Source organism: Actinacidiphila sp. bgisy167 (genome assembly GCF_057707665.1).
In genome coordinates this window covers 20912-27709 of sequence record NZ_JBYIQP010000090.1, presented here as the reverse complement: position 1 = coordinate 27709, position 6798 = coordinate 20912, and the positions used below count along the sequence as shown (strand labels likewise).

The 6798-nt window shown below is 73.1% G+C and carries 4 protein-coding genes; 2 read left to right on the top strand and 2 right to left on the bottom strand.

The features are described from left to right. Window positions 1-266: 266 nt before the first annotated feature. Together AC3ET4_RS26250 and AC3ET4_RS26245 are read right to left on the bottom strand one after the other, a co-directional pair. The gene (locus AC3ET4_RS26250; RefSeq protein ID WP_431953581.1) at window positions 267-3089 is read right to left on the bottom strand and encodes a putative bifunctional diguanylate cyclase/phosphodiesterase; all 2823 of its coding nucleotides are present in this window, start codon (window positions 3087-3089) and stop codon (window positions 267-269) included. Window positions 3090-3361: 272 nt separating this feature from the next. After that, window positions 3362-4315: a 2-hydroxyacid dehydrogenase gene (locus tag AC3ET4_RS26245; protein WP_431953579.1), complete on the bottom strand. Its 954-nt coding sequence runs from the start codon at window positions 4313-4315 to the stop codon at window positions 3362-3364. A 56-nt stretch (window positions 4316-4371) separates the two neighbouring features. On the opposite strand from AC3ET4_RS26245, the gene AC3ET4_RS26240 reads away from it, so the two are divergent. Both AC3ET4_RS26240 and AC3ET4_RS26235 read left to right on the top strand, forming a co-directional pair. Beyond that, complete coding sequence (locus AC3ET4_RS26240) at window positions 4372-5364, top strand: aldo/keto reductase (protein WP_431953577.1); 993 nt, start codon at window positions 4372-4374, stop codon at window positions 5362-5364. Window positions 5365-5575: 211 nt separating this feature from the next. Further along, the gene (locus AC3ET4_RS26235; RefSeq protein ID WP_431953575.1) at window positions 5576-6781 is read left to right on the top strand and encodes a PQQ-dependent sugar dehydrogenase; all 1206 of its coding nucleotides are present in this window, start codon (window positions 5576-5578) and stop codon (window positions 6779-6781) included. The last annotated feature ends 17 nt before the right edge of the window (window positions 6782-6798 follow it).

Sequence of the window (6798 nt, the reverse complement as noted above, 5' to 3'; positions counted from 1 at the left end):
GCGGCGCCGCGGGCCCGCGGCTGCGGATGGTGGGCCCCGGTGGCCTGCTCGGTCATCTGGTTCTCATCTCTCAGGAGTGTGAGGGTGCAGAGGGCGGTATGTCTGGTTCCCAGGCAACAAAAAACCCCTCGTGCCAGAGGCAGGCGAGGGGAGCGCGTCGACGCTTTCCACGAGGCGGTCAGAAGCCCGGGTCAGCCGACGCGCTGTCCAAGTACGAGAATTCGGGTGCGCATGGGATTGACCTTCCTCCTCGCGAGCCTGGAGTGTCAAGCGGGTGGGACGGCGGTCTCAGTATGTGAGCACAAATCGTCCGCCCTCTGGGTGGTGCCGCGTCCGGAAGGGCGGCCGCCTTCCGGCGGGACGGGCCCGTCGGGCACGGGATAGCCCCCGCACGCCAGCGAGGAGCGCAGCCGGGGCTCGTCCAGCGGCCCGGCGAACGCCATGCCCTGGCCGTGGGTGCAGTTCAGCTCGCGCAGGGCCAGCACCTGCTCCGGGCGGTCCACGCCCTCGGCCACCGAGCGGATCCCGAGGTCCTCGGCGATGCGCAGCAGCCCGGCGGTGATCTTCCACAGCCGGGGCGACTCCGCGACGCCTTCGGTGAGCCCCCGGTCCAGCTTGAGCACGTCGACGGGGAGCCGCCGCAGCGCCTCCAGGGGTGCGAAGCCGGCGCCGAACCCCTCCAGGGCGATGCGCACCCCCAGCCGGCTCAGCGCCGTCAGCCGCCGCTCCAGCTCGTCCAGGGAGATCCGCGGGTCCTGGTCGGCTACCTGCAGGACGAGGGAGTCCGGCGCCAGCCCGTGCCGTTCGAGCAGGGCCTCGACGTCCTTGGGGGGCAGCTCCCGGTGCATCAGGCGCCGGGTGGACAGCCGTACGGCGACGGGCACCGGGCAGCCCGCCGCGTGGCGCTGCGCGGCCTGGTCCACCGCCTCCTCCAGCAGCCAGCGGGCCAGTTGCGCCGTGCGGTCGGTGTCCTCGGCGACCCGCAGGAACTCCGCGGGGGTGAAGAGGACGCCCTGCGCGGAGCGCCAGCGGGCCTGCGCCTCGACCGCCGTCACCTCGCCGGTGCCGAGGTCGACCACGGGCTGGTGGAGCAGGGCGAACTCGCCGTCCCGCAGCGCCGCGCGCAGCCGTCCGGCGAGCTCGGCGCGGCGCACCACCTCTGCCTGCATGGCGGGCGCGTACACCTCCACCCGCCCCTTGCCGGCCTGCTTGGCCCGGTACATCGCCAGGTCGGCGTTGCGGAGCAGCTCCCCCGGGCTGACCCCCGGGTCGGCGAAGGCCACTCCGATGCTTGCGGCCACCCGTACATCCGTGCCGTCCACCCGGTAGGGCTCGGAGAGGGCGGCGCGGAGCCGGTCGGCGACCTCGTGCACCTGGTACTCGCGCAGATGGCGGTCGGCGCTGGTGCCGCGGATGAGGGCGGCGAACTCGTCACCGCCCAAGCGTGCGGCGGTGTCGCCGGCGCGCACCGAGTCGCGCAGGCGTCGCGCCGCCTGCACGAGGAGTTCGTCGCCGGCCTGGTGGCCGACGGTGTCGTTGACCGCCTTGAAGCCGTCCAGGTCGATGAAGAGCACCGCTGTGGTGCCGGTGTCGCCGTCGCCGGCCCGGCGTCCGCCGATCGCCTGGCGGATCCGCTCGGTGAACAGGGCCCGGTTGGGCAGGTCGGTGAGCGGGTCGTGCTCGGCGTTGTGCTGCAGTTGGGCCTGGAGCCTGACCCGCTCGGTGACGTCGCGGCTGTTGAAGATCAGGCCGCCCTGGTGGCGGTTGACGCTCGACTCGACGTTGAGCCAGCTGCCGTCTCCGTGCCGTATACGGCACTCGATGCGGGTGGCGGGCTCCTCGGCCGCGTGGGCGGCCAGGAAGCGGCGCACCTCGTGCACCACCCGGCCCAGGTCCTCGGGGTGGATGTGGGTGGCGAACTCGGTGCCGACCCACGTCTCGGGATCACAGCCGTACACCCCCTTGGCGGCGGGGCTGACATAGCGCAGTACACCGGTCGGCGAGGCGATCATGATGACGTCGCTGGAGCCCTGCACGAGCGAGCGGAAGTGGTTCTCCTTCTGGGCCAGTTCCTGGGTGAGGGCCATGTTGTCCAGCAGCATGATGCCCTGCCGTACGACGAGGGCGAGGACGACGGCGCAGCCGGTCAGGAGCACCACCCGGTCGCTCTTGCGGCCGTCGATCACGTTGTAGAGGATGCCGAGCACGCAGACCGCGGCGGCCAGGTACGGGGTCAGCGCCGCCAGTGAGCCGCTCACCCGGTGGGCCTGCTCCTGCTGCCGCTCGGCGGAGCTCCGCCCACCGACCCAGGGTGCGTAGGCGAGCAGCATGCTGCCGGCGAACCATCCCGCGTCCAGGATCTGGCCGGAGGTGTAGTGCTCGCGCAGCAGGGGCGAGGTGAAGAGCGCGTCGCACAGCACGGTGAGCGCCAGTGAGGCGATGGCCGTGTTCACCGCCGCCCGGTTCGCCGTCGAGCGCCGGAAGTGCAGCGCCAGCACCACGCTCACCAGCGTGATGTCCAGCAGCGGATACGCCAGCGACAGGGCGATGCGCGCGGTGCTGTGCCCCTCCCACAGGGCCGTCTGGGCCAGGGCCAGGGTCCAGGAGAGGGTCAGCAGGGAGCCGCCGATGAGCCAGGCGTCCAGGCCGAGGCAGACCCAGCCGGCCCGGGTGACCGGCCGCTTGGCGAGCACCAGAAGCCCGATGATCGCGGGCGGGGCGAAGAGCAGGAAGCAGAAGTCGGCGACCGAGGTGCGCGGCACATCGCCCTGCAGCACGACCTCGTACCAGCCCCAGATGCCGTTGCCCAGCGCCACCATGAGGGAGGAGACGGCGAACAGCGCCCATGCGGGGCGGTGCCGGTCGGCGGCTGCCCTGCGGACGTACACCAGGCAGGAGACGGCCGCCGCCAGCGCGGCCGCGGAGAGCCCGAAGTCGCCCATGACCATGGCCAGGCGGCTCGAGCCCCAGCCGAAGGCCGACCCGATGGCGTACCCGCCGCAGAGCAGGGCCAGCAGCATCTGGGGCAGCAGACCGGTCCGTCTGCCCGGCGCGGAGGCCTGCGAGAGGACCGCACCGGGCGCGCTCACGGTGTCGTCCCGCGGAACCGTGAGCGTCCCCGGCACGGTGTGCCGTGGTCCAGCGTCGGATGCTCTCTCCATTGGCCGTGCATCGCCCGTCGCCCCCCATCAAGTCCTGAGTCGTTCCACGTCGGTTCGCGGCACACCGGGCCACGCCGTTCGTGTTCCCCCGTCCGGGACGATACACCAGTCCAGTCACTCAGGGACATAATTCCTCTACACAGAGTCACCACAGGTAGCGCCCTGCCCCACGCGTGCGGCACCCGGTGCCAGAGACGCACTCAGGTGGTCATGACGACGTTCACGAGGTCCTGGCCGGTGGTGAAGCGGTGCAGCTGCTCGCGGAGCAGCCGCCTGGCGCGGGGCAGGAAGGCGGAGGTGCTGCCGCCGACGTGCGGGCTGATCAGGACGCCCGGAGCGTGCCACAGCGGGTGCCCCGCGGGCAGCGGCTCCGGGTCGGTGACATCGAGTGCCGCCTGGAGGCGGCCGGCCTCCAGCTCCGCGAGGAGCGCCTCGGTGTCCACGACGGGGCCGCGAGCGACGTTCACCAGCAGGGCCCCGTCCTTCATCCCGGCCAGGAAACGGGCGTCGGCCAGGTGGTGGGTGCCCGGGGTGAGCGGGGTCGACAGGATGACCGCGTCGGCCCGGGGCAGCAGCCGGGGCAGCTCCTCCATGGCGTGCACCGGGCCGCGCGGGGAGCGCCGGGCCAGCCGCGCGACCCGGGTGACCTGGCATTCGAAGGGGACGAGCCGGTCCTCGATGGCGGCGCCGATCGATCCGTAGCCGACGATGAGCACCTGCCGGTCCGCGAGGGCCGGATAGAAGCCGGCGTGCCACTCCTCCGCGTCCTGGCCGCGCACGAAGCGGGGGATGCCGCGCAGCGCCGCCAGGGTCAGGGTGACGGCCAGCTCGGCGGTGCTGGTCTCGTGCACCCCGCGGGCGTTGCACAACCGCACACCCGGGGAGAGCTGCTGGAGGTACGGCATGACGTGGTCGACGCCCGCGCTGAGGGTCTGCACGACCCTCAGCGCGGACATGCGGGGCAGCGGACGGCCGGCGACCTCCGGGCCCTTCATGTAGGGCACCACATAGAACGCGGCGTCGGCGGGGTCGGCCGGGTACTCCTCCTCGCCGTCCCAGAAGACGTAGTCGAGTTCGGCGGGCAGACCTTCGACGTCCTGCGCGGGGATCGGGAGCCAGACCGTGGGGCGGTGGTTCCGGGTGATGTCAGCCATGGTCAGGAGGCTATGGCACAGTGGGGCGGCGCGAGAGGTCAGCGGAGGTCATCCAGGTGGAGCGCAGAACGGTCGGATCGGCGGCTCTGGAGGTGGGCGCCGTAGGCCTGGGATGCATGCCGATGAGCTGGGCCTACACGGCCTCCCGGCAGGACGGGGAGTCGTCGCTGCGGGCCGTGCACGCGGCGGTCGACCACGGTACGACGCTGCTGGACACCGCCGACATGTACGGGCCGTTCACCAACGAACTGCTGCTGGGGCGGGTGCTGAAGGAGCGCAGGCGGGAGGTCTTCGTCTCCACCAAGTGCGGTCTGCTCGTCGGCGAGCAGCACCTGGTGGCCAACGGCCGCCCCGCGTACGTGAAGCGGGCCTGCGACGCGTCGCTGCGCCGGCTGCAGACCGATGTGATCGACCTCTACCAGCTGCACCGCGCCGACCCCGAGGTCCCGGTCGAGGAGACCTGGGGCGCGATGGCGGAGCTCGTCGCGGCCGGGAAGGTCCGGGCGCTGGGGTGGTGCGCGGTGGGCGCGAGGGCGGCGCGGCGGGCGGGCGCGGGCATGTACGACGAGACACTGCGGCAGTTGCGCCGTGCCCAGCAGGTCTTCCCGGTGAGCTGCGTGCAGGCCGAACTGTCGGTGTGGTCGCCCGAGGCGCTGGCCGCGCTGCTGCCCTGGTGCACCCAGCGCGGGGTCGGCTTCATGGCGGCGATGCCGCTCGGCAACGGCTTCCTGACCGGCACGCTCACCCCCGGCCAGGGCTTCGAGCCGAACGACGTACGGGCCCGCCATCCCCGGTTCACCGCCGAGATGATGGCCGCCAACCAGCCGATCGTCGCGGGCCTGCGCCGGGTCGCCGAAGCGCACGGGGCGACTCCCGCGCAGGTCGCGCTGGCCTGGGTGCTGGCCCAGGGCCCGCAGGTCGTGCCGATCCCCGGGGCGAAGCGGCGGCGGTGGACGGTGGAGAACGCCGGGGCCGCGGAACTGCGGCTGACCGCGGAGGACTTCGCGGAGATCGCGGCGCTGCCTCCGGCGCGGGGCTCCTGGGACTGACCGCGAATCCGCCGGTACGGCGCACACCCGGCGCGGCGACGGGGCCCGTGCGGAGCGGCCCTTGGGCGGGGCCCGCCCGGGCGGCCGTCACCACCGGGGCGCACGCGGGCGCGGGGACGCCCCTGGGGGCGGAAGGACCGAAAAGGCACCGCTGACGTCCGTCACGCGTGGCGGGAACCGCGAACGGCCGGGCGGTGTAGCGAGAGATGTGATGTCCTTGGATTCCGAGCCGGACAACCTCGGGGAGAAGAACGTGGGACGCCGTGCCGCCGTCGTGACCGCCGCGCTGGCCGGTGCCGCGCTGCTCGCCACCGGGTGTTCCGCCGGCGGTGGTTCCGCCCCGGCTCCCCCGGGTTCCGCTCCGGCCTCCGCCACCGCGTCGGCACCCGCCTCCGCCGGCGGCGACGAGTCCCCGGCCCCGGCGAGGGGCACGGCGAAGGTGACCGGCACGGTCGCGACCGGGCTCGGCACTCCATGGGGCGTCGCCGCGCTGCCGGGAGGCGATCTGCTGGTGGCCTCCCGGGACACCGGGAGGATCGACCGGGTGGCCGCGGGCAGCGGCCGCGCGACCCGCGTCGGTACGGTGCCCGGGGTCTCCGCGGGCGGCGAGGGCGGCCTGCTGGGGCTCGCGGTGTCGCGTGACTTCGCCACCGACCGCCTGGTCTACGCGTACTTCACCACCGACTCGGACAACCGCATCGCGCGGATGCTCTACGACCCGTCGAAACCGGCCGGGGAACAGCTGGGCGCTCCCGACACGATCCTGCGCGGCATCCCGCACGGCGCCATCCACAACGGCGGGCGGATCGCCTTCGGGCCCGACGGCATGCTCTACGCGGGCACGGGCGAGAGCGGCGCACAGGGCCTGGCGCAGGACAAGAAGTCCCTGGGCGGCAAGATCCTGAGGATGACCCCGGAGGGCGAGCCCGTGCACGGCAATCCCGAGGCGGACTCCGTCGTCTACTCCTACGGACACCGCAATGTGCAGGGTCTGGCCTGGGACAGCGAGGGCAGGCTGTGGGCCTCGGAGTTCGGGCAGCACACCTGGGACGAGCTGAACCTGATCGAGCCGGGGAGGAACTACGGCTGGCCGGTCGTGGAGGGCCTCGCCCACCGAGACGGCTATGTGGACCCGGTCGCGCAGTGGCGCACCGACGACGCGTCGCCCAGCGGCATCGCTTACGCGGACGGCTCGATCTGGATGGCCTCGCTGCGCGGCGCCCGCCTGTGGCGGATCCCCCTGGCGGGTACGAAGCCCGCGGCCGACCCGCAGGCGTTCCTCGTCGGCGAGTACGGCAGGCTCCGCACCGTCGTCACCGATCCCGCCGGCGGGCTGCTGCTGACCACCAGCAACACCGACGGCCGCGGCGAACCGCGCAAGGGCGACGACCGCATCCTGCGGCTGGACGTGAGCTGACCGAAGACGCCGAGGGG

What these genes read in the sequence shown, in the direction of transcription:
- AC3ET4_RS26245 (WP_431953579.1), bottom strand. Translation starts at nt 4,315, where the DNA reads ATGGCTGACATCACCCGGAACCACCGCCCCACGGTCTGGCTCCCGATC.
- AC3ET4_RS26235 (WP_431953575.1), top strand. Translation starts at nt 5,576, where the DNA reads ATGTCCTTGGATTCCGAGCCGGACAACCTCGGGGAGAAGAACGTGGGA.